Genomic DNA, 24,080 nt, shown 5'->3' with positions numbered 1-24,080 from the left:
GAACATGAAAATGACGATAAGAATAAGTTTCTTCTGCGCAATCGTAATGTTGTTTGCGGCATGCAAAGAAGAATACAATGTAAAAATACCCTCTCCCGGCACGGGTTACCTGGTGGTGGAAGGATTTGCTAATCTTACCCCCAACAGCAAAAGCACAATTAAACTGTCACGTACGACGTCACTGGATTCCAGTTTTTTTTACAAAACAGAAAGTGGCGCGATAGTGTTGCTGTTTGATGATGTAAATGGCGCATATAACTTGTTTGAAACATCGCCCGGTGTGTATACCTCAAATGCGGCTACATTGGACCCGGCAAGAAAATACAGGTTGCGCATCGTTACAAGAGATCAAAAGGAATACAATTCTGCATGGGTAGAAGGAAAGATGTCGCCTGCTATAGACAGCATTAGCTGGAAACAAAAAAGTGATGGCGTACAGATATACGCTAATACGCATGATTCACAAAACAAGACCATTTATTACATGTGGGATTACAGAGAAACCTGGCAGTACAACACTATCCTGTTTTCTTCAATCGTTTATAATCCTGCAACAAATGCGCTCGATCCCCGGGATCTTGTAAATAATGATATTCATACTTGCTGGATCAGTGGAAACTCAACCAACATTATTGTAACCTCTACAGAAAGATTGGCGACGGATGTGGTATTCGAGAAACCTCTGACATTTCTTTCTTATTCTACAAATAAACTGCAGAACAAATACAGCATATTGGTTAATCAATATGCCCTTACAAAAGATGCCTACACATACCTGGATCTCATGCGGAAAAATACAGAACAGTTGGGATCCATATTTGATGCACAACCGTCTGAACTGAATGGAAACATTCGGCAGTCGAACGATTCAACAGAAATAGTGGTTGGTTTCTTTTATGCAACGTCAGTACAACAGCAAAGGATATTTATATCCCACAATCAGTTAAATGGCTATGTTTATATAACAACAGGTTATGAAAGTTGCCGTGAGGATACAGTAGACAATGTACCCGACAAGATAAGAGAGGCGTTTCGTCCCGGGCCAGAGGTTGTGTTAGGTGTTAGTCCCGTTTATTTTGGTCCCGCCATTATAGCCTATACCTATACAAGTAATTATTGCGCCGATTGCAGAGCAAGAGGTGGCAGCACAACCAAGCCTGATTTTTGGCAATAACCCTTAACAATCAAAAGCATTAAAGCAACCGGAAATGAGAAATTTCAAAGGCTCTTTAATAACTGTTTTGTCTTTTGCTGCTGCACATTTTTTTGTGCAACATACCCATGCCCAGAATGTAACTGCATCCGTAAAGCAACATCTGTATAGCTACAATAGCAAAACCATCCAGGAAAAGATCTATTTGCATACTGATAAAAACTTTTATCAAACCGGAGAGATCATTTGGTTCAAGGCCTATGCTGTGGATGCTTCTTTTAACAAGCCTCTTGACCTGAGTAAAGTGGTGTATGTGGAATTGCTTGATAAAAGCAATCGTCCCGTATTGCAGGCAAAAATAAAAATGGATAGTGCCGAAGGGAATGGCTCTTTGTACGTTCCGGTGAATCTGAATTCTGGCAACTATCAATTACGCGCATATACCAACTGGATGAAGAATTTTGATGAAGCATTTTTCTTCAGAAAAACAATCACTGTTATCAACGCACAGAAACCAAGCGACGTTGTAAGAAAGAATGCTGATAGCACCTGCGACATACAATTTTTTCCAGAAGGTGGTAACCTGGTAAATGGCTTGCAAAGCAAGGTTGCATTTAAAGTAAGCGATAAATACGGCAAAGGCATTGAGTGCAGCGGAAGTATTGTAAATGAAAACAACGATAGTGTAACTGCGTTTCATCCGCTGAAATTTGGAATGGGAAATTTTGTTTTTAAGCCTGAGAGTGGACACACTTATAAAGCGATCATTCATTTTGGCAATGGCTTGACTGCTTCTAAACAGTTGCCTGCTGCATTTGACAAAGGGATGGTAATGACACTACAAGAAAATGCAGCGGGTATTAACATAGCTGTAAATGGAAATATTGATGACCGCTCCGTGTATTTAGTTGCTCAAACAAGGGGCATTGTAAAAAAGACATTTTCTGCAGCTGTACAAAACGGCGCGGCAAATTTTACCATCAACAAAAGTGAATTGCCAGAAGGCATTACACAACTCACCATTTTTAATGAAAACAAACAGCCCGTTTGCGAACGGCTATTTTTTATTCCTCCTACGGGAAATGATTCGCTCCAGGTGCAACCCGAAAAAGAAACTTATGGAAACAGAAGCCGGGTAAATCTCGACGTGCGCGGCCAAAACATTGCTGACAGGGCAAGTGCATCCATCGCCGTTTACAGAATAGATTCTCTACAACAGTTTGATGATATGAAGTTGGGAGATTACCTGCTCCTTTCCTCTGACTTGAAAGGTGCAATCGAATCGCCTTCGTTCTATTTTTCAAAAGATAAAGATGCAACGGCTGCTATCGATAACCTGATGCTTACACAGGGCTGGCGAAGATTTGACTGGAAAAATATTTTACAGGATAAAGCGCCTACGCTGATGTATGAGCCCGAGATCAAAGCGCATATCGTAAATGCGAAAATAATTGACGTGAGAAGTGGCTTGCCTGCAGAAGGCATTGAATGTTATCTTTCTGTTCCCGGTACGCGAGCTGTTTTTCTTTGCAATGTGAGTAACGATTCGGGACATGTTAAGTTCGAAATGCGTAACATGTATGGTGCTGCCGAAGTGATTGCGCAAACAAATTCTCTGCGCGATACGATGTACAGAATTGATGTACAAAATCCGTTCAGCGAAAAGTATGTGAATGATTCTCTTGCCCGTTTTTATTTACCGGTAAATAATCCTTCAACCCTGGCAGAGCAAAGTGTTGCGACACAGGTACAGAATATCTACACAGGAGAAAAACAAAGACAGTTTACAGACGCTGCCTTTGATACCTCGATGTTCTATTCAAAACCGGATTTGAGTTATTTGCTTGACAACTACGTTCGCTTCACTACCATGGAGGAAGTGTTGCGTGAATATGTGCAACTGGTGAATGTGAGAAGACGTGCTGGAAAATTTCATTTTGACATTTACGACAACAACTCGCAGAGAATGCTGGCAACTGATCCGCTGGTATTGCTGGATGGCGTGCCTGTATTCGACATGGATAAGATAGTAGCTTACGATCCGTTAAAGGTTCGCCAGCTCGATGTGCTGACCCGTCGTTTCTACTTTAGTCATTCCGTTTATGATGGTGTGCTAAATTTTGTGACCTACAAAGGTGATTTGCCCGGCTTTGAACTTGATCCAAGAGCAACAGTGTTTGATTATGAAAGCCTGCAGAGCCAGCGCGAATTTTACTCACCCAAATACGAAACGGATGTGCAGGCTGGAAGTCATTTGCCTGATTTTAGAAACGTTTTGTACTGGAGCCCAAATCTGAAACTTACCAATGCGAACGCCTCAAAAATCGAATTTTATACTTCGGATAAAAAAGGGAAATATGTAGTAGTGGTGCAGGGTATAGATGCAGATGGTAAATGCTTAAGCGGCACACATTACTTTGAAGTGAATTGACTTTCAGACAAATTTTCGAAGAATCAAAAGACTGTTGCTTGTCATCCCGACGAAGGAGGGATCTGGGATTGGCGATAACAATGTGATTAAGTAGTCTCTCAAATCCCTCCTTCGTCGGGATGACAAGCAGGCTTTCGTTACTGGTAATAGGAACCAAACAATTGAAAAAGTTTCTTAGCTAAACAGTAGTGAATTACCAACCAGACTAGGCCTGCGTTCCCATTCCACTTGCTGCTTATTACCCATAACTCTCCATTTTCAACTTTCCGTTTTCAATTTTCTTCTTACTTTTGCGTAAACATTTACGTATATATTTACCTTTATGAACATTATCAATGAATTAGGTGAGCTGGCAATTGGAGCCAGGATGCGAAGGTTGTATGATGTTTTCTCAAAGGATGTAATGAAGATCTACAATGATCACAACCTCGACTTTGAAGCAAAATATTTTACACTCTTTTACCTGGTGAGCAAACGCAATGGCATTGGTATTATGGATGCGGCGGAAGAATTAAGCCTTACGCATCCTGCCATTATTCATCTTGCGAAGGATTTGGAAAAGAAGGGTTTAATTGAATCTGTGAAATCGCCGCTGGACAGCAGAAAGAGATTGCTAATGCTATCACGTAAGGGAAAGGCCGCATTGCCCGCATTTAATGAAGTTTGGAACAAGATTGATAAACTAAATAAAAAACTGATGCGCGGGCAAAAAAACAACTTGCTGAAAGCATTGGAAGAAATGGAAAACTTACTGGATGAAAAATCTTACTACAAAAGATATCAAAACATATAGTGAAATGGAAAAGGTGAACATACTCGAATATGCGCCTGAATATGCAGGTGATTTTAAAAGATTAAATATCGAATGGATCGAGAAATATTTTATAGTAGAAGAACACGATCTTGAACAATTAAACAATCCTGAAGAATACATTATTTCCAGGGGTGGGTATATCTTGTTTGCTCAATACAATAATAAAATAGTAGGCGTTTGCGCTTTGATTAGAACGAACGATACATCTTTTGAGATGGCTAAAATGGCCGTGTCCTCAGATGCTCAGGGAAAGCAAATTGGCACAACACTTGGCATCGCCACATTACACAAAGCAAAAGCTGAAGGCGCCAATCATGTATGGCTCGAGTCAAACAGAATTTTGGAACCCGCTATTCATTTGTACAAGAAGCTTGGCTTCGTAGAGATTCCAATGGCGGAAACGCCGTATGCAAGAGCAGATATTAAAATGGAAGTTTGGATTTAGTTAATTGAGAGTGGAGAGTGAAAGCAGCGTGACAAACTCTTAACTCTCCACTCTCCATTCTCCACTCTCAACTTCTTCCAGCAGCGCAACCTGCGCAGAATTGATCTTCTCTCTCGCTTCCTGCAAATTGAACCATCCCGCTTTGTCTATTTCGGGAAATGTTTTTTGCTTGCCGGACTTTGGCGGCCATTCAATTTCAAATGTATTGGAAACGAGTGCCGTTTCGTCGACATCTCCTTCAACGGCCCAGGCGTGTACATGTTTTCCGCTTTTCAGTTTCACGGGAGTAAGCGAAATAAATTTTCCTTCCATTGTAAATCCTGTTTCCTCTTTGAATTCTCTTTTGGCAGCTGTTAGTGCGTCTTCTGTGTCATCAAACTCGCCCTTCGGTATTGACCATGCACCTGCATCTTTGCGCGCAAAGAAAGGGCCGCCGGGATGCACAAGAAAAAACTGGAGCTCGTTTTTCTTTTTTCTAAATACTAATAGTCCTGCACTTTGCTTAGCCATGACGAATTAATAATTAATAATGAAGGGCAGCAGCACTGGTAAATATAGTACTCTATTTCTTAGCATTAAAGTCAATAGTGTTCGTGGACAAAGCACAAGGCTATTTTCTAATTCCTAATTCCTAATTTCTAATTCCTGGTTCTTGTGCTCCTGCAAATGTTAGTAGATTTGTAAAACATTCTTGCCTTCGATATTATTATTCACAAAAGAATTTTATGGAACGCTAATTGAAGACTCACCTTTCAAACAAAAAAGCATGAAAGTATTTGTAACAAGAGAGATTCCGGAGATAGGTATTAAGATGATGAAGGACGCGGGGTTAGAGGTGACACAGTGGCTCGAGAAAAGAGATCTTACGCAAAAAGAATTAATTGCTTATTGTCTTAACCACGATGCATTGCTAAGCTCGGGTGCAAATAAGATTGACAAGATATTCCTGCATAAATGCTCGCATTTGAAAGTGATAGCGCTTTTATCAGTTGGCTACGATAATGTAGATGTGGAAGAGGCAAAAAAATTATCCATCCCAATTGGCAATACACCGGGTGTGTTGAGTGGCGCGACAGCAGACACAGCCTTTCTTTTAATGCTTGCCACGTCGCGCAAAGCATTTTACAATCATAAAAAAATCATCAAAGGCGAATGGGAGTTCTTTGATCCTATTGCAAATCTTGGAATTGAATTAAACCATAAAACCATCGGCATATTTGGATTGGGCAAGATCGGTTATGTAATGGCGAAACGCTGTGTTGGCGCTTACGACATGAAAGTTATTTATCACAATCGGAGCCACAACAAAGAAGCCGAACAAAAGCTTGGCGCCAAAAAAGTTTCCTTTGAGCAACTGCTGGAACAGAGCGATGTTTTGTCTGTTCACACTGCACTTACCGACGAAACAAAAGGCATTTTCAATAAAGATGCTTTTGCGAAAATGAGACCCGGCTCTATTTTCATCAACACTGCCCGCGGTGCTATACACAATGAAAAAGATTTGATACAGGCGCTGGAGAACAAAACAATTTGGGGTGCAGGTTTAGATGTAACCAATCCTGAACCAATGCTATCTGACAATCCGTTGTTGAACATGCCGAATGTTTGCGTGTTGCCGCACATTGGTTCAGCAACAGTCGAAGCAAGAACAGCCATGGCAAAACTTGCCGCAGCAAATATCATTGCAGGTGCAAGAGGAGAGAAGTTGCCGAATGCCGTAGAGACGCGTTGAACGCGTCTCTACGGAACATTCTGAAAATAAAAAAGCACCAGGATAATCCTAGTGCTTAATTAATTGTTTTGAAAATTGACTTTAAGACATTTTCAAATCCTCAAATCTTCAAATTTTCAAATTGCCCTGTGGAGAATACCGGGCTCGAACCGGTCACCTCTACGCTGCCAGCGTAGCGCTCTAGCCAAATGAGCTAATTCCCCGAAACGGTGGATTGCAAAAATAGGTGGGTGGAATTGTAAAACAAAAAATTTGTTTCCAATAAAAAAAGGTCTTCCGTTGTCGGGGAAGACCTTTTGAATTTTTAAATATAATTTTTGAATTTTTTCTAGTCGCCCCAGATATTGTCTTCCTTGTTCAACCATTTTTTTACAAGGTCGGTAGTGATTGATTTTGGACGCTCAATCGGCTGACCAAGGGCTCTGTCCCAGCAAAGGCTTGCCAGTACACCCAGGGCGCGACTTACCCCAAACAACACTGTGTAATATTCATACTCTACCATGCCGTAGTGAACAAGCAATGCACCGCTGTGTGCATCCACATTTGGCCATGGGTTTTTAATTTTTCCCAATGATTGCAAAATTGGAGGAACTGTTTCGTAGATGTTCCAAACAGTTTGAACCAGCGCATCATCCGGCATGTGCTTTTTACCGAATTCCATTTGCGCGGTAAAGCGTGGATCTGTTTTTCTCAATACTGCGTGACCATAACCCGGAACCACTTTTCCTTCGCTTAATGTAGCTTTTACGTACTCCGCGATTTGTTCTTTGCTAGGCTGCTCTGTCTGCAGTTTTTCGCGCAATTCAAATATCCATTTGATCACTTCCTGGTTGGCAAGACCGTGAAGAGGACCCGCCAATCCGTTCATGCCCGCAGCGAAAGACAGGTAAGGATCGCTCAAAGCAGAACCCACAAGGTGAGTGGTATGCGCAGACACGTTACCGCCTTCGTGATCGGCGTGAATGGTCAGGTAAAGACGCATCAGTTCCATAAATCCTTCGTCCTCAAAGCCGAGCATGTGGGCAAAGTTACCCGCCCAGTCAAGTAAACCGTTTGGATTAATATGTTGATTGTTTTTGTATTTACGTCTGTAGATGTAAGCGGCAATGCGCGGCAATCTTGCGATAAGGTCCATAGTGTCATCAAACACCGGGTCCCAGTAGTCTTTTTTGTTGATGCCATTTGCATATTGTTTTGCAAATTGGCTCTCTGTTTGCAAGGCCATGATACCTACAACAAACATTGTCATAGGGTGTGTTTCAATAGGCAGTGCGTCAATGGTATCAAATACGTGATTCGGCACGTGTGAGCGACGCTGTAGCAATTCTGTAATTGTATTTACATCTTCTTCTGATGGAAGCTCATTGATCAGCATAAGATAGAACAGACCTTCTGGAAGAGGCTCGCTTCCACCTTTTGCTTTTGGAAGTTTTTCCTGGAGTTCCGGGATCGAATATCCTCTAAAGCGAATGCCTTCGTGCGCATCCAGGAGAGAAGTTTCAGAAACCAGACCGGTTATACCACGCATACCCTGATAAACCTGTGCAAGTGTAACTTCACCAATAACATCGTTGCTATGATCTTTCAAAATGCCTTTTATTTCAGCAGCGGCTTCGTCGGCCTTCTTTTTGAACCTTTCTTTGAGTACTTCCATTGACAAGTGATTTTCAAAAATTATTAAAAATTCAGAATGCGGCTAAAGTTACTTAAACGTCGTTGGCGAAACAAATTAAATCAATAAGAATGCGGGTATTTTATACGTGAATTGATGTGGGATTTTTTATATTAAATCTATTTGCCCTATGAGGGTGAATTAAGAATTAGGAATAAGAATTAAGAATTCTTTGTTTGCAACAAGGTAAAAAGAAGGCGATCATTGCTTATGTGTAAAAGGCTTCGACAAGCTCAGCCTGACATGCCATTAACGCTGTCAGGCTGAGCTTGTCGAAGCCCTGTCAAAAATTAAACCAGTCAAAATAAGATCAGGAATGACGCACTCTCAACTAATTCCTAATTCCTAACTCCTAATTCCTAATTACTTCGGCGCTCTCTTATACAACCAGAACGCAGCAAAACTGTAAATAATATTGGGGAGCCATGCGGCCAGCATTGGGTGCAGGTTTCCTTTGGTGGAGAATACGGTAGAAAATTTGTCCATCACTACAAATGATGCAGCCATCACAATGCCGATGGCAAGATTCAAACCGCTACCGCCGCGCGTTTTTCTCGCGGCAACAGATACACCAATTACTGTGAGAATTAAGATGGCAACAGGCGTTGCGTTGCGGCGGTTAAGCTCGACTATATAGTTGTTCAGGCCCTCACCTCCACGCTGTTGTTCGGCGCGGATAAATGCTCTTAGCTCAGGTGTGGTAAGTTTATCTTTTAAATATTCGTCTTTTCTCAGATCTTTGGGAAGCACATTCAGGTTAAGAGTCATTGTTTGATGGGTAGTTAGTTTTTCGTGCAGCCCATCAATGGTGCGTTCCTGAACTCTGTCGGCCGACCATTTTTTTGTAGCAGTATCCCAATGAATATTGTCGCCGCGAAGATTGTAGTAAACGGTGTTGTTACGGATTTTTTCCAGGAAAAAACTATTGGCTGCTTTTCTGGCAGTATCATAGTAACGAAGACCAACAAATGTGTTGGAATCTGCCCTGAAATAGAAGTCACTTGAATTATTTGTGCCTCCGGGAACGTACCCACTGTTTCTGTCGATATAAGTGGTCTGAAAATTGCTTCTAATTTCTTGTGCTCTTGGGATCACAAAAGCCATCAGCAACCACAGGACCACGGCTAGCAAAATTCCTCCCATGAAGTAAGGTCTCAACATCCTATTGTATGGAATACCACTCGCGAGAATGGCTACGGTTTCTGTTCGTGCCGCCATTTTAGACGTGAAGAAAATAATAGCAATAAAAACGATGAGCGGAAAAATCATCGACACAATGAACGGTACAAAACCAAAATAATATTTGGTTACAATGCCGCCAAATGAAAGACCGGACCTGACAAAATCGTCGGTTTTTTCGCTCACATCAATAACAACAGCAATTGTCGTTATTGTCATAATTGTAAAAACAAATGTTACCAGGAAGTTTTTAAGTATATACCAGTCGAGTATTTTCATGTAGCTTATTAAACGTGGCAAAAGTAGTGGTTTTAAAGTGTAACCGATACCCGCAAAGTTGTAAGGATTTTAAAAAAAGTGCGGGCGTGGCAAATTTTAACGGATTATAAGTTGCTGAGAATGTTTTCCTTAACACGCTTTTAGCTTTCAGGTTTTCGCAGTATATTTATCGTTGACTGATTTATTGATACAGAATCCGTGTAATCTATGCTCATTTATTACCTTAAGAACGAAACCATTGAAGGGCCTTATTCCGTTGAAGAGTTGAAAAAAAAGAGGTTGACTTCGGATACGATGATCTGGTACAAAAACTCACCCGAATGGAAGAGACTCGACCAGGTTCCGGAAGTCTATAGCCAGTTTGCTCAAAATGGAAATGGTTTTGCAGAAACTGAAACTATCACTGCACAGCTTGCCAGTTTTGCACAACGATTCAGATGGCTTTTTATTTGGCTAGGATTTAATTTGCTGGCGCTTATTTTATCATATGCGCAAATAAAGCCTTTTAACTATATCGGCGACCCGTCGACCGAAAAGTTTTGGCCGTTTATTAAGTTTACCGATGCCACCTATACCAAAATCAGCAGCAATCCTGATGTGTGGGGAACGCTGGTTAAATTCAACGGGCTTTTTGCCAACTACGATTGGTCGGAGTTTAGCGTGTATGTAGGCGGAACTTTATTTATCCTGTTACTTTATTATATGCACAAGCGATCTGTGTAGGAGTGAATGATGAATTATGAAAGCCAGATTCGTCAGCGGCGATCATTCATTTGTTTGGCTGGTTTAACTCTTGGTGCGTTATTCCCGGTTCACCTGTAATATTTGTTTAAAAAAACTTTCTCTGTTTGCTGATTCTCGAAATCATTGTAGAAAAACAGAAACGAGGGCAACTGTTTTGCCTTTTGAATAAATACCTCCTTGTTTAAAGCAGGGTAATTCTTTATCTCTTCCTCCACGAAAGTTGAATAGTTGCGAATTACTTTCTCTTCGTACAAAGCGTCATTTGTTTTTTTCAGGTACTCGTTATGGCTCATCATTTTATCATAAAAAAATCCCTGGATAAGATTGTCGTACAGATTAAACGTGAAAGTAGACGAGAGTAGCAGAATAGCAGACAAGGCATAAAAATATGCGGTTTTGAATTTCGCTGCCTGCAGTATTGCTGTTATTTCGCTGCTTCTTATCAACGTGCCCAGTAAAAAACATTCTGCCAGCAAAAGCAGCAATTGCATTGACACAACATTGTTCAACATGCGTAGGGGCATCGAACCGTTGCTTCCATACAATATCGGGGAAATACAGATGATCGAAAAAAAGATCAGGAAGAGATGCAGCCAGCCATTCCTTTTAATATTTGTATGAACGCTTTCTCTATACCTTGTCCCAAGCAATACCGCAGCAGCAGCGGAAGCCCACGATAATGGTTCTTTAAGAATGCTGATATAAACCTGGCTTCCCCAATAGCAAAAACTGAAGATTATTTTCACAAGATCCTTTTTCCCAATAACAGTAGAACGCGACGTTGAGCCGGGTGAAAAGATCTCTAAGGCCGTTGCTACCATGGTGATCAATAGTATTGCGGCTACGGGTCGCATGCTTTTTTTTAATCTGTAAGAAAACAAACAACCTACAATGCAAAACAAGACCAGGGCAATGGCAATAAGTTCATTTGATCCGCAAATAAGAAATGACAGGATAGCCAGAAGAAAAAGATCTGTTTTTCTTTTCCCATTGTTGTAGTTGTAGGAAATGAAAAGGCCTAGCCAAAAAAGCAGAAGGGTAAACGCAAGATAATATCCCAGTGAACTACTGAGCCAATACACACTTTCGGCCATGGATGGCTGAACAAAAAAATTGAGAAAGAAAAACAAAAACGTAGCCAGTAGTTTTAAAGAAAATGAAAGATGAACTTTAAATAAATATCGTAACAGTTGCGATAACAAAAAATAAATGCCCCAAAGCGTAAGTATAAAAAGCACGATGGGGTGCAGCCAATAAAGATTATAGTTGACCTCAATAAAGCTGCCATACATCCCCAACGCCTGGGAAAAATATCTGCCCTGCCAGTAGAGATATAAGTCTCGATATTTTTGGAAAAACAAACCATCCCGGCAAACGCCTGCACCCACATAATCATCTGCCGAAGGATGATTAAAAAAACATAAAACAATAAGAGGAATAAGTAAAACTGCAATAGACAACCATGGAAGCAATCGTACGCTTTTTACTTTCATAATGTTGGGTTCAATAGTTATGTTGAGAGCCGGCCTTACAATCTTGTCTTCAATATGTCTACCTGCTCATTTTTCCAGCTCACGAAATCGCCCTGCAAAATATGCTTACGGGCTTCGGTTACAAGATGCAGATAAAAAGCAAGATTGTGAACGCTTGCAATGGTCAAACCTAAAATTTCTTTGGATTTGATGAGGTGGCGCAGGTATGCTTTTGAATAGTAATTGCTTGTTTCGCAATCAATGCCGTCGTCAATAGGAGAAAAATCTTTTTCCCATTTTTTATTGTCAATATTGATCACACCTTTGGAAGTAAAGAGCATTGCGTTGCGGCCATTGCGGGTAGGCATCACGCAGTCAAACATATCCACGCCTAAGGCAATATTTTCAAGAATGTTCCATGGCGTGCCCACGCCCATCAGGTAGCGAGGTTTGTCAACCGGCAAATGATCGCAGCAAAGCGCACAGATTTCATACATCATTTCCTCCGGCTCACCCACGCTAAGGCCGCCGATAGCGTTGCCTGTAGCACCTTTCGACGCAATGTATTCGGATGATGCCTTGCGAAGATCCTTGTAGGTGCTTCCCTGAACAATCGGAAACAGGTTTTGCGTATAGCCGTATTTGTCGGGAGTACTGTTGAATTGCGTAAAACATCTGTCGAGCCAGCGATGCGTAAGCTCCATGGATGTTTTGGCATATTTGGTATCACTTGGGTAAGGCGGACATTCGTCAAACGCCATGATGATATCTCCGCCGATAGTGCGCTGGATATCCATCACACGTTCCGGAGAAAACAAGTGTTTCGAACCATCAATATGGCTTTGAAAAATAACGCCTTCTTCTTTGATCTTTCTGTTGTTTGCCAGTGAAAAAACCTGGTAGCCGCCACTGTCTGTAAGAATCGGTTTATGCCAGCCATTGAATTTATGCAAGCCTCCGGCGCTTTCGAGTATGTCAAGCGTTGGACGTAAATACAAATGATAAGTATTGCCAAGGATGATCTGCGCCTTTACATCGTCATACAATTGTTTTTGTGAAACGGCCTTCACGCTGCCCACCGTTCCTACAGGCATGAATATCGGTGTAAGAATTTCACCATGATCCGTTGTTATTTTCCCTGCCCTCGCTTTTGAAGCGCTATCCGTCGTTTGAAGATCAAATGTTAAAGCCGCCATGTGTACTTGTTAAGCGGGCAAAGATAGAAAACGGCACGCAGATGACGCAGATTGGACTGATTTACACAGATTTTTTTTCCGTTGATCACTGCCCCTTATCTGTGCAGGCTTTCAATCGTTCGATATTTCAGTTATTCAGTTACTCAGTTATTCAGTATTGATCATCGCAAATCTGCTAAATCAGCGTCATCTGCGTGCTCTCTCTAACTCCCTGAGAATGAGTAACCGAAAATTTAAAGAAATCTTAAAATCGCCGTTAACGCCCAAAGTGTACATAACTCTGGCATTTACTGGCACCATTCGGCACAGTCCTTGTTTTAGGTTGGTTCCCCCAGTAAAAGCTCTAAGCATCCCCCCGTAGAAAGTATAAAAACTTAATTAATTATCTATCAAAAATTCGATTGTTATGAAACAACTCACAAAATTGAAATTGGGATTATTAGGCATTGGTGTGGCCGGATTGTTTTCTTTCTATACAGTGCAAAACGGAACCATCAAAGGTACGGTTAGCCCATCTGAAGGCGCAGTGCGTGCATGGGCACTATCAAGCAGTGATACATTGAGGGCGCCGGTACAAAGTGGTGCATTTGAAATTACCAATGCAAAACCAGGAACGTATCGCATCATTATTGAAGCGAAACCACCTTATAAAAATATAGCGAAAGATGATGTGAACGTAGCGGAAGGACAACCCACTGATGTAGGTGAAATCAAACTGCAACAGTAGGGATAAATAACCCTTCGTGGGTGTTTTCTTTTACTAAATCTGATTACTTTGATTATAACCACTATGGAATTCCATGTATCCGTTGATCGCGACCTTTTGCATTCAACGGATCTTTTTTTAACAGACTGAATAACTGAGTAACTGAATAACTGAAATGTTCTTATTTTGGACTTGCATTTAACTGGTAACAATTCAGTTATTCAGTTATTCTGTTATTCAGTCATTATGATCACCATCCCTCCTTACTTAAAACCCGGAGATACAATAGGAATCGTTTGTCCCGCGGGTTACATGCCTTATGATAAAGCAGAGGTTTGTATAAACACACTATTGCAATGGGGTTATAAAGTCAAAGTTGGCAAGACACTTGGTGGTGGTTCTACCAACTATTTTTCCGGCACAGATGAAGAACGCCTGAATGACTTTCAGCAAATGCTAGATGACAAAGAAGTGAAAGCCATTCTCTGTGGCAGGGGCGGATACGGCGTAAGCAGGATAATTGATGACGTTGATTTTAAGCACTTCGAGAAACATCCCAAATGGATCATTGGGTTCAGTGATATTACCGTTTTTCATTCGCACATTTATGCGAACTACAAAATTGCATCCATACATTCGCCGATGGCAGCTGCTTTCAACGATGAAGGCTATAAAAATGAATACGTTCTTTCCTTAAAAGAAACGCTCGAAGGAAAAGCCATGCAATATGCTTGTCCTGCTCACGAGTTCAACAAAACAGGAACGGCAAGTGGAGAATTGGTAGGAGGGAATCTTGCATTGCTGGCGCATCTGATCGGTTCAAAATCTGAAGTCAAAACGAAAAACAGGATTCTTTTTATTGAAGATATTGGCGAGTACACCTACAACATCGACAGAATGATGCTACAGCTGAAACGTGCCGGTAAGCTGGACGAGCTTGCAGGATTGATTATTGGTGGCTTTACTGATATGAAAGATACCACAAGACCGTTCGGCAAAACTGTTTTTGAAATTATTCAGGACATTGTAAAAGACTATAAATATCCCATCTGCTTTGATTTTCCTGTAAGTCATGATACGAAAAATTATGCACTGAAGGTGGGAGCTGAGTATGAATTGAAGGTGGGAGATAATGAGGTGAAGCTGAGAGAAATTGAAAGTTGAAAATTGAAAGTTGAAAATGGTAGGGGCGAATTGAATTCGCCCTGTTGCTCACGAATCGCATTCGCCCTCTTAAGCAAAAACTGCTATATGAAATCGAGCTTTACTTGGGCTTGTGTATAATCTCCTGTTTTGATTTTTAATTTTTACTTCATAGTTAAAATTTATTGATTTCTCAACCTCATCGATAGGTTCTATCTTTGCGGCATGACTTTCACGCAACTGGAATATATCGTGGCGGTAGATAATTTTCGTCATTTTGCTGCCGCAGCAGATGCATGTTTTGTAACGCAGCCCACGCTAAGCATGCAGGTTCAGAAATTAGAAACGGATTTGGGTGTAAAGATTTTCGATCGCAGCAAACAGCCCGTTGTGCCTACAGAAGCGGGGATAGACATTCTCGCACAGGCAAGGAAGATCATTGCTGAGAAAAATGTAATACAGGAGATCGTTCAGCAAAAGAAAGGCATATTGACCGGCGAATTGCGCATTGGCATTATTCCGACTTTAGCTCCATATCTCTTACCACTTTTTGTAAAAGGCTTCAGTAAAAAGTTTCCGCAAATAAAACTGGTCGTAAACGAAATGATGACGGATGTGATGATTTCCCGTTTGAAAGAAGGGCGCATAGACGTTGGTATTCTTGTTACGCCTTTGCACGAAAACGGTATTAAAGAATATCCTTTATTTTATGAAGAACTACTGGCCTACGTTTCCAGAAAGAATGACCTGTTCAAAAAAACGGTTATTCAGCCAAGCGACATTGCGACTGATAAACTTTGGTTGATGGAAGAAGGACACTGTTTTAGATCGCAGATTGTAAACCTTTGCGACCTGCGCAAGCAAAGCGAGCTGGAACACAGTTTTAAATACGAAGCGGGAAGCATTGAAACATTAAGACGGATGGTGGAAGTGAATGAAGGCATCACTATTCTTCCTGAGCTGGCAACCACTGACATGGCGCCAAAACAATTACAATTAATAAGACATTTCCGCAATCCTTCGCCCATGCGCGAAGTGAGCCTCGTTGTTCATCGTGACTTTGTAAAGAAAAGATTGATCGACGCCTTGAAAACCGAAATCATTTCTGCCGTGCCGGAGAAGATCAAGAAGAATAAAAAGTCGTTTGTAGTAGAAGTGAATGGGGACAATAGCTGAATAACTGATTAACTGAATAACTGAATGTCCGAAGTGCGATAACGAAAGTCTCACTTAAACCCTCAGTTATTCAGTTATTCAGTCATTCAATCACTGCGCCAGCAGTGAATCCAGTTTCTCATGAAACAATGGATAATTATTAAGGTTATTATGGCTGCCTCCTTTAATGGTGACAAACTCATCTCCGGGTTTTAAGAAAGGTTTTAATTTCGATGCGTTTCGATAAGTAATTACTCTATCGTCGGTGCCATGAAAAATAGTTACCGGGTCAATTACCTTTTGTAAATATTCGTAAGTAGGTAAATTATAGTGCAGCATATTTTTCAGTGGATACATGAAAAAATAAGTCTGCACCAATCCGCGCATACTGGAGTAAGGCGTTTCCAAAATTAAGCGCTTGCAATCCCTGATAGAAGCCAACTGCGCCGCAACACCTGTTCCCATGCTTTTACCATAAATGATGATGCTGTCTTTGCCGTATTTTGTACGAGCCAGTTTGTACAACTGCAAAGCATAATCATATAATCGCTGTTCTGTCATGCGGCCTGTGCTTTTTCCAAATCCCGGATAGTCGATCATCCAAACTTCATAGCCGTTCTTTGTGAAGTTGGGAGCGTATTTGGCATACCACCCGATGTTCTTTTTGTTGCCATGAAAGTACAATACCACACCCTTTGCAACGCTGTCCTTTGTTGTAAACTGAACAATGTTGAGATTGGAAGCAGTGTCATAAGCAATGTTCACTTCCTTGTGAGGAATATCGAAATTGTATGCCTCGTTCTTAGCCTTTCTTTCAGGATGAAAAAGAATCTGATCCTGCAAATAATAAAAAGCAATACCAATAGCACAATACACTATAATGATAATCTTGATCCATTTAAAAACTGGTCCTCTCATGCTGCAAAAATAGCATCAATTTGAAAATTTGAAGATTTGAAAATTTGAAAATGATATTAAGTTTTAGAGCCGCGAATAGAAATCAGCTTCCTGCGTTGAATGAATTTTCAAATTCCCACATTTTCAAATTGTCAAATTGCCCTAGTATTTCAAAATATCCCGAATAAAATTATGGTACTCATCAAACGATGGCAGGTTGTTGTGTCCGCCGCCTACAATGCGGATCAGTGTGATTTTGTTAGGGCTGATTTCCTGGAGTTTTTCGCTGTGCTTAATAGGGATCAGTCTGTCCTTTGTGCCATGTAAAATGTAAGTGTGACAATTTACGTAGCGGATCCATTTGTCAATACGCAGGTGATAGCGGAGCACAATACTCACCGGTAAAATAGGAAGAAAGCGTTTCACCACTCTTGTAAAATTGTAATAGGGCGCATCGAGGATCAGGTAGCGCGGTTTGTTATCAGATGCGATCTTTGCTGCGAAGCCGCTGCCAATGCTTCTTCCGTAAACGATGATATGATGTTCCGCAAATTGTTTGGCCAAAGCCGAGTACACAAATTGAACATCACTCAACATTTCTGGTTCGCTACGCTTGCCCGTGCTTTTTCCAAAGCCCCGGTAATCGATCAATACAACATCGTAATCATACCGGTAAAAGTCTTTTGCGCATTTGGCCCAACCCTTTATGCTCCGGCTGTTCCCATGTAGATAGAGGATTAATCCTTTGGGATTTTCCCTGTAAAAATGCAGTCCGTTTATCAATACGCCCGGACCAATGTTGAAATTCAATTCGCGAAAAGGAACATCGTATTTGAAAACAAAGTCTTTCCTTAGTTTTTCTGGTTTGAAAATGAATTTTTCCTGGAAAAAATATCCGAGAATAGAAAGTAAAACAATGCCTGCCGCTATATAAATTAGAATATGATTCAATAAGTGTCTGTTAGCAATTTCAAGATAATAAATTTTTTACCTGCAAACATTAACGTTACACAAAACAAAAAAGTTGGACCAGCAGGCCCAACTTTTCAAATAACTTTCAACTCTCAATTCTCAATTCTCAATTCTCCACTATGTCAGTCTACCTCAATTCTCTTCAATCGCAAATTTGTAACAGGTGATACGATCAACGGGAACTTTTCAACCGTTACACTTGCAGAATCAAGACCGAAGCCTCTTTCCTCAGAAAGACTGATTTCTTTCACCCAGAAATACAACTTCATAATAATGCGCTCCACGATTGGCAATTCATTATCCTGACTCAAATATTTTTCCATAACAATGAATTGGAAATCGCCCACCACATTGTTTCTTTCAAGACTTTCATAACGACTCGTAATGTTCACTTCTTTGTTGGCAACAAGATCTGCCACCACTTTACGGAACATCAGGTTAATGCGCGGCTCAATTCTGAACCCCAGGCGGAACTCTACCCTGATGATATCATTTGGAATAATGTGGTCAACAGAATATTCGCAGGTATATGGATCATCCAACGTATCTACGTGAATGAACCAGTAGATATCTGCACGTTTCGGTTTTCTATTCAAAATCGAATAAATGATCTTGTGCTCAATTTCTTTCGGGTTATTGGCACTAGTCATATACACCAGGTGTGTCGCGTGTTTTGGAACAGTTCTGTCGTTACTCAATTCCTGTATTTGCGGAATATAATGGTCCATGCGAACAAACTCCACGTAGCGGTTTTTGATTTTTCTGCTGCGGAACCAGATATACATGATGGTAAACAAACCTCCGGCAATGATCAAAGACACGAAACCGCCATGAGGGAATTTCTCAAGGTTCGCGAAAAGGAAACTGAATTCAATTCCCAAATACACCACGAGATACAGATAAATAAGATATGGCGGGGTTCGTTTGGAAACGAGATAATTCGCGAATAAGATAGAAGTCGCGATCATACACATCGTAATCGCCAAACCGTAGGCAGCTTCCATGTTGCTCGATTCCTGGAAGTACAATACAACACCGGTACAGCCCAAAAACAACAACAGGTTAATGCCAGGAATATATAGTTGTCCGCGTTCCTCAGTTGGATAAACAATTTTCAGTTTTGGCCAAAGATTCAGTCGCATTGCCTCACTGATCAGGGTAAATGAACCACTGATCAACGCCTGGCTCGCAATGATTGCGGCGGCAGTTGCAATCACGATACCCGCGATAATGAACCAATGTGGCATGATGCCGTAGAAAGGGTTGATCAGCTCCTGCGCGTTAGGAAATTCCAACATAAACTTGGAATCTTTTAAAAGCTTTTCAGTTGCAAATACAGCTCCATGATGTTTTGCCAAAAGCCATGCACCCTGTCCCAGGTAGTTTAAGATCAGCGCAGTTTTTACGAATATCCATGAATAACGGATGTTCCATTTTCCGCAGTGGCCAAGGTCGGAGTACAACGCTTCAGCACCCGTAGTACAAAGGAAAACTGCACCCAGCAACCAGAATCCTTTTGGATAGGTTACCAGTAATTTTATGGCGTAGTACGGGTTCAGCGCTTTGAACATTTCGAAGTCATAAGAAATCTTAGAGATTCCCAGGACTGCCAACATACAGAACCAGACGAACATAATCGGGCCAAAGAATTTACCAATAGACGCCGTACCAAATTGCTGCACAAAAAATAGCGCACATAAAATGCCCAGCACTATGTACATGATAACGTTGGGGTTTGCATCCACAATAGGACGGAAGAAATCTTGCCTTCCAAGCTCCTCAATGGCAGAGGTAACGGTAATTGGAGGCGTAATCATACCGTCGGCGAGCAATGCAGCACCGCCGAGCATTGCAGCAACAACCAGCCATTTCCGTTGCCGTCTTACCAATGCGTATAATGAAAAGATACCACCTTCACCCTTGTTATCTGCCTGTAAGGTGAGGATAACGTATTTAACGGTGGTTTGTAGAGTAAGCGTCCAGATAATACAAGACACGCTTCCGATGATAAGGTCTTCTGAAATAGGTCTTCCGGCAATGATTGCACTCATTACGTAAAGAGGAGATGTACCAATGTCACCATAAATAATTCCTAAGGCGATTAGAAGTCCGGCCAACGAGGCCTTGTTTGATATTTTGCCCACGATTGAGTAATTATGAACTTTACTGTGTACGAATATTTTAATACTGTGTTAACAGTTTTCCTGCAGACACAAGCTGCAAAGTTATATGGAAACACAATTAAAGTTGTTTAAAAAATTATTAGTTAATAGCTGAAACTACTAACCGTTAGTTTAGTCAGGAATTAGGAATTAGAAGTTAGGAATTAGTAAGGTGCTGAAGTAAAATTCTAATTCCTAATTTCTAACTCCTAATTCCTCTCCTCTCAACGTATAATCGCAGTTTTTGTTTACGTTTGTGAGGCGCTATTAAACAACCCGGGATTATGAAAAAGGAAGAATTACCACAGGATAAAAAAATCATTAAGGGAGAAGACAATACCTTAAGGAAAGTATTATACGTGACTGACGATTCCGGAAATTATGAATCTGCACAGTCGGATGGCTGGGAGGCCGAGAATTATGCGCTTACCCAAGCCTGGGAAGACATTGACGAACATATTGCAGAAACCCGGGAGAAGGTGAAAAGTGGAGAAGTGAGTCCCATTGCCTATTTTATGCTGAAAAATCTTATGGATATTCCCATTCTTGCAAGTTATGTCGGCAAATGGAAATGGGTAGTAAAGCGGCACTTAAAACCTTCTGTCTTTAAAAAATTGGATAAAAAAACATTGGAGCGGTACGCTTCCGTTTTCAACATAACTGTAGATGAACTTACTAAATTCCCTGCAGCGTAATAATATCTCAACCATCTATGATTATTGAAAATTTCGAGCATCACCAGTATGCACACTGTGAAAGCGGCGTTACAGTAAATCTTTTAAGGTATTACGGAATAGAACTTTCTGAACCCATGATATTTGGCATCGGAGCAGGAATGTTTTTCGGGCACTTACCATTTGTAAAAGTAAATGGCGTACCTGGAACGACCTTTCGCATTTGGCCAGGTTACATTTTCAAAAGAGTAAGCAACCAGCTTGGCGTAAAAATAAAAGTGGAGAATTTTAAAACGCCCGAAAAAGCAACGCAGGCGCTGGATGAGGTTTTGGCCAGCAAAAGACCTGCAGGAATGATGGCCAGCGTTTATTATTTAAACTATTTGCCTCCGGCTTTCCGTTTCCATTTCAATGCGCATAATTTAATTGCCTTTGGCAAAGAAGGTGATGAATACCTGATCAGTGACCCTGTAATGGAAAATGTTGCCAAGGTTTCTTCCGAAGATCTGGCGAAGGCCCGCTTTGCAAAAGGGTTTCCGGAACCGAACGGCAGAATGTATTACCCCGTTCAGGCACCAAAAACAGTTGATCTTACAAAACCAATTTGGAGCGGCATCAATCAAACATGTTTTTTCATGCTAACTCCGCCCGTGCCATTCTTTGGAGTAAAAGGCATTAAATTTTTGGGTAAAAAAATTAAGCAATACCCTGCCAAACTTGACCCGAGAAGATCGGCACTGTATGTAGGAAACATCATCCGCATGCAGGAAGAGATAGGTACAGGTGGCGCCGGCTTCAGATTTTTGTACGCTGCATTTTTGCAGGAAGCAGGCAAGAAATTTGGCAACGACGAACTATTGCACCTGTCAGAAGAAATGACAACAATAGGCGACCAATGGCGCAACTTCGCATACTCCGCAGCACGAACCTGCAAGGCCCGCAGCGGCGAATTACACTCCTACGATGAACTGGGCGACATGCTCATCGACATATCCGGAAAGGAAAAAGATTTTTTTGAGAAACTTAAAAAAGTAGCGAAAGGGAGAAAATAGTTGAGAGTTGAGAATTGAGGGTGGAGAGTTAATCTCCATTCTCAACTCTCCATTCTCAACTCGCAATTAATTAAACATGCTTCAAATAAACAATCTCCATAAAACATACAAGCATGCGCTGGAGCCGTCCTTGCAGGGATTGAGCATACAATTCTCTACAGGCATCATTGCGGGTTTGCTGGGGCCAAACGGCGCAGGTAAAACCACTACAATTTCAATCATTTGCGGGTTGGTAGCGCCAGACAATGGAGACGTAGTTGTGTTGGGAGACAATGTGAGGAGTGAATTGGATAGCATTAAGAGAAAGGTCGGCGTTGTGCCGCAATCCATTGCCTTGTATCCGCAGTTGTCAGTGTTTGAAAATCTGCAGTACGTTGGAAAATTGTATGGACTTAAAGGAACAGAGTTGAAAGATAAGATCTATCATTATTTGCGAATTTTTGGTCTTGATAATAACGCAAAAAAAGCGATTAAACATTTTTCCGGAGGAATGAAAAGGAGAGCCAATATTATTGCTGCTTTGCTGCATGAACCCGTGTTGCTGATTTTGGATGAGCCAACTGCCGGCGTAGATGTGCAGTCGCGCAACATGATCATGGACTTTCTGAAAATGTATAACGGCCAGGGGCATTCCATTATTTATACCTCTCATCTGTTGGAAGAAGCGCAGGAGTTATGTGATGAAGTTGCCATTATAGACAATGGAAAATTGGTGGCTCATGGAAATACGGAAGATTTGATTTCATCGTACCATGCAAATAATTTGGAAGATCTGTTTTTAAAAATAACCGGAACAAAAGTCAGAGATTAGGACTCATAACTTATAACTAAAAACTCACAACTTCCCCCGTTTCATGCAAAAAAAGGCTGCATCTGTATCTAGAATTATTGCTACCATCATCAATGAATGCCGACTTTTCTTAAAAGATATAGCCGGTTTATCATTGCTTTTATTAATGCCGATTGTACTTACTGTAATCATGGCGTTGATACAGGATGCTCCATTTCGCGAATACCAGAACATTACTTTTGATGTGTTGTGGGTAGACAATGATCACGGGCAGCTTGCGAAAAAATTGCAGGAAGATTTTAGCCAGGCAAAGCAATTCCATCTTGTTACATCTGTCGATGATAAAGTGCTGGATGACGCTGCTGTAAAGGCTTTGGTTCAAAAAGGAAAATATCAGATCGGTATAGTTATTCCCAATGGGTTATCCGCAGAAGTGATCAATAGTGCCAACCAAATTGCGAATGACATAGGTTCAAAAATAGGCGCACCCGGAAAACTACCACAAAGAGAAAGCCGTCCCGGCAATGACATACAAGTCTATTTTGATCCTGCAGCCAAACAGACTTTCAAGCTTTCCATAATGAACGCGCTTGAAAAATTTACCACGAAATCTGAGGCGGAGTTAACGCTTTCCAGATTGGCAAAAACAATGAAGTCGCAGGACGGCAATGCCAATGACTCCGTAAATATTGACTTGCAGAATAGATTGCGTGCCGTGGGTATCAGAGAGGCTTCACCTGTAAGCGCCAGCATTTATGGGGCAACCAACTCAGTGCAACATAACGTTCCCGCCTGGGCGATATTTGGTTTGTTCTTCATCATCATTCCTATCGCGGGAAACATGATCGGCGAAAGGGAAGATGGTAGCCTGACCAGATTAAAACTTATTCCAGGGTCTTATTTCGATATCCTGTTCGGCAAATTATTTTTCTACGTGATGGTAGGCGTGGTGCAATTCTATTTGATGTTGCAGGCCGGCGTTTACTTGTTGCCGCATTTAGGTTTACCGGCATTGTACATGGGCCATGCACCCATTTCCCTGTTTATCACGGCTGCTGTAATTTCTCTCACAGCAACTTCTTACGGCGTTCTGATTGGAACCGTTTTCCGTACAGCAAATCAGGCCTTGCCATTCGGTTCAATATCTATCGTCATATTATCCGCCATTGGCGGTATATGGGTGCCCATCCAAATCTTGCCGCATGCACTGCAACAACTTGCAAAAGTGTCCCCGCTACATTGGGCACTGGATATAATAAATGATCTGTTTCTGCGCAATGGAAGCTTTTATGGCATCTTGCCTAAACTGTCATTGCTGCTTGGCTTTAGTGCTGTGTTTTTCATAATTGCAGGAATTGTAGAAAAGAGAAGGAAAAGGTAGAGTGCCTCGGTTTTAATGTTCTGGCACAGGC

At 41.3% G+C, this 24,080-nt stretch carries 21 protein-coding genes and 1 tRNA gene; 13 read left to right on the top strand and 9 right to left on the bottom strand.

All coding sequences use genetic code 11. From position 1 onward, the window contains the following. Positions 1 to 4 precede the first annotated feature (4 nt). The 4 genes from KTO63_RS07470 to KTO63_RS07455 all read left to right on the top strand — a co-directional run bounded on the left by KTO63_RS07470 (position 5) and on the right by KTO63_RS07455 (position 4,843). Positions 5 to 1,174: a DUF4249 domain-containing protein gene (locus KTO63_RS07470; protein ID WP_217790606.1), complete on the top strand. Its 1,170-nt coding sequence runs from the start codon at positions 5 to 7 to the stop codon at positions 1,172 to 1,174. Between the two features lie 34 nt (positions 1,175 to 1,208). Continuing rightward, positions 1,209 to 3,584 (top strand): hypothetical protein, encoded by a 2,376-nt coding sequence (locus KTO63_RS07465; RefSeq protein ID WP_217790605.1) that lies wholly within the window; start codon positions 1,209 to 1,211, stop codon positions 3,582 to 3,584. 322 nt (positions 3,585 to 3,906) lie between these two features. Then, entirely contained in the window at positions 3,907 to 4,377 is a 471-nt protein-coding gene (locus KTO63_RS07460) for a MarR family winged helix-turn-helix transcriptional regulator (protein ID WP_217790604.1), read from the top strand. Then, the gene (locus KTO63_RS07455) at positions 4,340 to 4,843 is read left to right on the top strand and encodes a GNAT family N-acetyltransferase (RefSeq protein WP_217790603.1); all 504 of its coding nucleotides are present in this window, start codon (positions 4,340 to 4,342) and stop codon (positions 4,841 to 4,843) included. Before KTO63_RS07460 ends, KTO63_RS07455 begins: the two co-directional genes overlap by 38 nt. Before the next feature lie 39 nt (positions 4,844 to 4,882). On the opposite strand, the gene KTO63_RS07450 is transcribed toward KTO63_RS07455, so the two are convergent. Further along, complete coding sequence (locus KTO63_RS07450; protein ID WP_217790602.1) at positions 4,883 to 5,353, bottom strand: NUDIX domain-containing protein; 471 nt, start codon at positions 5,351 to 5,353, stop codon at positions 4,883 to 4,885. A gap of 256 nt (positions 5,354 to 5,609) precedes the next feature. On the opposite strand from KTO63_RS07450, the gene KTO63_RS07445 reads away from it, so the two are divergent. Further along, the gene (locus KTO63_RS07445; protein WP_217790601.1) at positions 5,610 to 6,575 is read left to right on the top strand and encodes a 2-hydroxyacid dehydrogenase; all 966 of its coding nucleotides are present in this window, start codon (positions 5,610 to 5,612) and stop codon (positions 6,573 to 6,575) included. Positions 6,576 to 6,704: 129 nt separating this feature from the next. Here KTO63_RS07445 and KTO63_RS07440 read toward each other — a convergent pair. From KTO63_RS07440 to KTO63_RS07430, 3 genes are all read right to left on the bottom strand, one after another. Next, positions 6,705 to 6,778, bottom strand: a tRNA-Ala gene (locus KTO63_RS07440). A gap of 125 nt (positions 6,779 to 6,903) precedes the next feature. Then, positions 6,904 to 8,229, bottom strand: coding sequence for a citrate (Si)-synthase, eukaryotic (locus KTO63_RS07435; RefSeq protein ID WP_217790600.1), 1,326 nt, complete (start codon positions 8,227 to 8,229; stop codon positions 6,904 to 6,906). 381 nt (positions 8,230 to 8,610) lie between these two features. Further along, the gene (locus KTO63_RS07430) at positions 8,611 to 9,726 is read right to left on the bottom strand and encodes an LptF/LptG family permease (RefSeq protein ID WP_232373071.1); all 1,116 of its coding nucleotides are present in this window, start codon (positions 9,724 to 9,726) and stop codon (positions 8,611 to 8,613) included. Between the two features lie 186 nt (positions 9,727 to 9,912). On the opposite strand from KTO63_RS07430, the gene KTO63_RS07425 reads away from it, so the two are divergent. Beyond that, positions 9,913 to 10,428: a DUF4339 domain-containing protein gene (locus KTO63_RS07425; protein WP_217790599.1), complete on the top strand. Its 516-nt coding sequence runs from the start codon at positions 9,913 to 9,915 to the stop codon at positions 10,426 to 10,428. 89 nt (positions 10,429 to 10,517) lie between these two features. On the opposite strand, the gene KTO63_RS07420 is transcribed toward KTO63_RS07425, so the two are convergent. Then, the gene (locus KTO63_RS07420; RefSeq protein ID WP_217790598.1) at positions 10,518 to 11,942 is read right to left on the bottom strand and encodes a DUF6056 family protein; all 1,425 of its coding nucleotides are present in this window, start codon (positions 11,940 to 11,942) and stop codon (positions 10,518 to 10,520) included. 35 nt (positions 11,943 to 11,977) lie between these two features. Further along, positions 11,978 to 13,117: a tRNA guanosine(34) transglycosylase Tgt gene (gene tgt, locus KTO63_RS07415; protein WP_217790597.1), complete on the bottom strand. Its 1,140-nt coding sequence runs from the start codon at positions 13,115 to 13,117 to the stop codon at positions 11,978 to 11,980. Positions 13,118 to 13,523: 406 nt separating this feature from the next. On the opposite strand from tgt, the gene KTO63_RS07410 reads away from it, so the two are divergent. The 3 genes from KTO63_RS07410 to KTO63_RS07400 all read left to right on the top strand — a co-directional run bounded on the left by KTO63_RS07410 (position 13,524) and on the right by KTO63_RS07400 (position 16,142). Next, positions 13,524 to 13,844 carry a carboxypeptidase-like regulatory domain-containing protein gene (locus tag KTO63_RS07410; RefSeq protein WP_217790596.1) on the top strand — a complete coding sequence of 107 codons (321 nt, stop codon included), beginning with the start codon at positions 13,524 to 13,526 and terminating at the stop codon, positions 13,842 to 13,844. A gap of 225 nt (positions 13,845 to 14,069) precedes the next feature. Further along, positions 14,070 to 14,987 (top strand): S66 peptidase family protein, encoded by a 918-nt coding sequence (locus tag KTO63_RS07405; RefSeq protein ID WP_217790595.1) that lies wholly within the window; start codon positions 14,070 to 14,072, stop codon positions 14,985 to 14,987. Positions 14,988 to 15,191: 204 nt separating this feature from the next. After that, positions 15,192 to 16,142, top strand: coding sequence for a hydrogen peroxide-inducible genes activator (locus KTO63_RS07400; protein WP_217790594.1), 951 nt, complete (start codon positions 15,192 to 15,194; stop codon positions 16,140 to 16,142). 90 nt (positions 16,143 to 16,232) lie between these two features. Here KTO63_RS07400 and KTO63_RS07395 read toward each other — a convergent pair whose 3' ends face one another. The 3 genes from KTO63_RS07395 to KTO63_RS07385 all read right to left on the bottom strand — a co-directional run bounded on the left by KTO63_RS07395 (position 16,233) and on the right by KTO63_RS07385 (position 20,107). Then, complete coding sequence (locus tag KTO63_RS07395; RefSeq protein WP_217790593.1) at positions 16,233 to 17,039, bottom strand: alpha/beta hydrolase; 807 nt, start codon at positions 17,037 to 17,039, stop codon at positions 16,233 to 16,235. A gap of 141 nt (positions 17,040 to 17,180) precedes the next feature. Then, positions 17,181 to 17,969: an alpha/beta hydrolase gene (locus KTO63_RS07390; protein WP_217790592.1), complete on the bottom strand. Its 789-nt coding sequence runs from the start codon at positions 17,967 to 17,969 to the stop codon at positions 17,181 to 17,183. A gap of 143 nt (positions 17,970 to 18,112) precedes the next feature. Next, entirely contained in the window at positions 18,113 to 20,107 is a 1,995-nt protein-coding gene (locus tag KTO63_RS07385; RefSeq protein ID WP_232373070.1) for a KUP/HAK/KT family potassium transporter, read from the bottom strand. Positions 20,108 to 20,436: 329 nt separating this feature from the next. Here KTO63_RS07385 and KTO63_RS07380 point away from each other — a divergent pair, with 329 nt between their 5' ends. The 4 genes from KTO63_RS07380 to KTO63_RS07365 all read left to right on the top strand — a co-directional run bounded on the left by KTO63_RS07380 (position 20,437) and on the right by KTO63_RS07365 (position 24,049). Continuing rightward, positions 20,437 to 20,847 carry a hypothetical protein gene (locus KTO63_RS07380; RefSeq protein WP_217790590.1) on the top strand — a complete coding sequence of 137 codons (411 nt, stop codon included), beginning with the start codon at positions 20,437 to 20,439 and terminating at the stop codon, positions 20,845 to 20,847. A 17-nt stretch (positions 20,848 to 20,864) separates the two neighbouring features. Next, positions 20,865 to 21,878: a BtrH N-terminal domain-containing protein gene (locus KTO63_RS07375; RefSeq protein ID WP_217790589.1), complete on the top strand. Its 1,014-nt coding sequence runs from the start codon at positions 20,865 to 20,867 to the stop codon at positions 21,876 to 21,878. Between the two features lie 76 nt (positions 21,879 to 21,954). Then, entirely contained in the window at positions 21,955 to 22,689 is a 735-nt protein-coding gene (locus KTO63_RS07370; RefSeq protein ID WP_217790588.1) for an ABC transporter ATP-binding protein, read from the top strand. A gap of 43 nt (positions 22,690 to 22,732) precedes the next feature. Continuing rightward, positions 22,733 to 24,049, top strand: a complete 1,317-nt coding sequence (locus KTO63_RS07365) for an ABC transporter permease (RefSeq protein WP_217790587.1) — start codon at positions 22,733 to 22,735, stop codon at positions 24,047 to 24,049. The last annotated feature ends 31 nt before the right edge of the window (positions 24,050 to 24,080 follow it).

The organism is Pinibacter aurantiacus (assembly GCF_019130065.1).
Lineage (GTDB): Bacteria > Bacteroidota > Bacteroidia > Chitinophagales > Chitinophagaceae > Pinibacter > Pinibacter aurantiacus.
Note: the sequence above shows the minus strand (reverse complement) of the source record. Positions and strands in the feature narration are given on the sequence as shown.

Coding starts and splice junctions, on each gene's coding strand:
- KTO63_RS07470 (WP_217790606.1), top strand. CDS start 5: ATGAAAATGACGATAAGAATAAGTTTCTTCTGCGCAATCGTAATGTTG.
- KTO63_RS07465 (WP_217790605.1), top strand. CDS start 1,209: ATGAGAAATTTCAAAGGCTCTTTAATAACTGTTTTGTCTTTTGCTGCT.
- KTO63_RS07460 (WP_217790604.1), top strand. CDS start 3,907: ATGAACATTATCAATGAATTAGGTGAGCTGGCAATTGGAGCCAGGATG.
- KTO63_RS07455 (WP_217790603.1), top strand. CDS start 4,340: ATGAAAAATCTTACTACAAAAGATATCAAAACATATAGTGAAATGGAA.
- KTO63_RS07450 (WP_217790602.1), bottom strand. CDS start 5,353: ATGGCTAAGCAAAGTGCAGGACTATTAGTATTTAGAAAAAAGAAAAAC.
- KTO63_RS07445 (WP_217790601.1), top strand. CDS start 5,610: ATGAAAGTATTTGTAACAAGAGAGATTCCGGAGATAGGTATTAAGATG.
- KTO63_RS07435 (WP_217790600.1), bottom strand. CDS start 8,229: ATGGAAGTACTCAAAGAAAGGTTCAAAAAGAAGGCCGACGAAGCCGCT.
- KTO63_RS07425 (WP_217790599.1), top strand. CDS start 9,913: ATGCTCATTTATTACCTTAAGAACGAAACCATTGAAGGGCCTTATTCC.
- KTO63_RS07420 (WP_217790598.1), bottom strand. CDS start 11,942: ATGAAAGTAAAAAGCGTACGATTGCTTCCATGGTTGTCTATTGCAGTT.
- tgt (WP_217790597.1), bottom strand. CDS start 13,117: ATGGCGGCTTTAACATTTGATCTTCAAACGACGGATAGCGCTTCAAAA.
- KTO63_RS07410 (WP_217790596.1), top strand. CDS start 13,524: ATGAAACAACTCACAAAATTGAAATTGGGATTATTAGGCATTGGTGTG.
- KTO63_RS07405 (WP_217790595.1), top strand. CDS start 14,070: ATGATCACCATCCCTCCTTACTTAAAACCCGGAGATACAATAGGAATC.
- KTO63_RS07400 (WP_217790594.1), top strand. CDS start 15,192: ATGACTTTCACGCAACTGGAATATATCGTGGCGGTAGATAATTTTCGT.
- KTO63_RS07395 (WP_217790593.1), bottom strand. CDS start 17,039: ATGAGAGGACCAGTTTTTAAATGGATCAAGATTATCATTATAGTGTAT.
- KTO63_RS07380 (WP_217790590.1), top strand. CDS start 20,437: ATGAAAAAGGAAGAATTACCACAGGATAAAAAAATCATTAAGGGAGAA.
- KTO63_RS07375 (WP_217790589.1), top strand. CDS start 20,865: ATGATTATTGAAAATTTCGAGCATCACCAGTATGCACACTGTGAAAGC.
- KTO63_RS07370 (WP_217790588.1), top strand. CDS start 21,955: ATGCTTCAAATAAACAATCTCCATAAAACATACAAGCATGCGCTGGAG.
- KTO63_RS07365 (WP_217790587.1), top strand. CDS start 22,733: ATGCAAAAAAAGGCTGCATCTGTATCTAGAATTATTGCTACCATCATC.